The sequence below is a fragment of the Mesorhizobium sp. M7A.F.Ca.CA.002.15.2.1 genome (assembly GCF_003998715.1).
In the GTDB taxonomy this organism is placed as follows: domain Bacteria; phylum Pseudomonadota; class Alphaproteobacteria; order Rhizobiales; family Rhizobiaceae; genus Mesorhizobium; species Mesorhizobium ciceri.
In genome coordinates this window covers 1-1,391 of the sequence record NZ_RZPI01000980.1, presented here as the reverse complement: position 1 = coordinate 1,391, position 1,391 = coordinate 1, and the positions used below count along the sequence as shown (strand labels likewise).

The following is a 1,391-nucleotide window of genomic DNA, read 5'->3' as shown; positions in this document are numbered from 1 at the left end:
GCGGTGAATGGCAGGCTGGATTTCTGGCTGAACGGTGTCGCCGGCCACACGCCACCCTTGCCTGCCCGGTCTTTGGCTGCGCCCTCCTTGTCGGCTAGAAAGGCGGAGTCGCCGAACAGCGCCACCGCCAGGGGATCGAGGTCGAGTTCGTCGAGCGCCAGCGCCCCGGCCAGATGTGGCACGCCGTCCTTTACATCGATATTGACGTCGCCGGACACCGCCGCTTCGTTGATGGCGCCGCTGAGTTCGTCCAGCACCAGCAGGCCGTTGCCGTAGTCGCCCTGCGCGGCGAGCGACGTCGACATGCCCGCCCCCATGCCTGGCAGGCCGATGCCCGACGTCATCAGCCACGGCTCGATGTCGGCGGCATCGAGGCTGAGCTTGCCCTTGGCGGCGAGGCCTTGCGGCGTGTCGGCGATCGTTCCCTCGAAACCGGCCTTGAAGTCATTGCCGGCAAGGCTGAAATTCGTCGCCAGGCCGCCGCCAAACGTGCCCTTGGCCTGAATATCGGTGTTTGCCTCGCCCAGCATGCCGAGCGGCAGCGCCGGCAGGCCATAGAGCGCCAGCAGCGCGGTGGCATCAGGGTTCTTGGCGTTGAAGGTCAGCGCCACCGGCGCTTCGAGAAGCTTGTCCACCACGCCCTTCCCCGACAGCGACGCCGAAAAGGCCGAGCCGCCGGCCTTGCCTTGCCCGCTTACCGCCAGGCCCGTGGTGCCGTCGCCATTGTCGGCTGCACTCGCCACCAGGTCGATGCGCGCATCCTGGAACAGCTCGGGATAGGCAGCAGCACGGCTCGACAGTCCCCTGAGCACGGCACTGTCGGGATAGTGCTGGGCGGCGACATCGATCAGCGGCTTCAGATCGACGGCAACCACCGACGCATCGAGCTTGCCGGTCGGGCTCGCGGGGAAATCCTTGATCCGGCCGGTGGCGCTGATCGAGGCGCCGGCCAGCCCGCCCACCGAAAGCCGGTCGATTTCGAGCAGCCCGTCGCGCAGCCTGAGCGCCGTGTCGACCGTGTCGGCGGTCAACCCACCGGCGTTGACCGGCCCGGCCTTGATCTGGAAATCGAGGTCGCGGTCGGCAAAGCGATTGGCGCCCTTGTCGCTGACGAAGATCGAGGCGAAGGCCGCCAGCCCGTCGACATCGAGATCACCGCCTTCAAGCCGCATCAGCACCGAGGGCTTGGCATCGTCGGGCTGGCTGGAATCGATGCGGCCGGAAAACTTCGCCTTGCCCAGGATCAGTTCGAGATCGCTGAAGGCCTGGCGCTTCTGCGAGAGGTCGACCTTGGCCTTGAAGCCGGCGGCCGGCAGGCGGCGGATCGCCTCGTCGACATCCTTCGACAGCCAGGCGGCAAAGCCGGAAGGTTGGGCCACGGCCAGCAGCAG

The 1,391-nt window shown here is 67.4% G+C and carries 1 pseudogene; it reads right to left on the bottom strand.

What is annotated here, in order from left to right:
• Window positions 1–1,391, bottom strand: a pseudogene (locus ENZ74_RS31760) (AsmA protein); the annotation flags it as partial.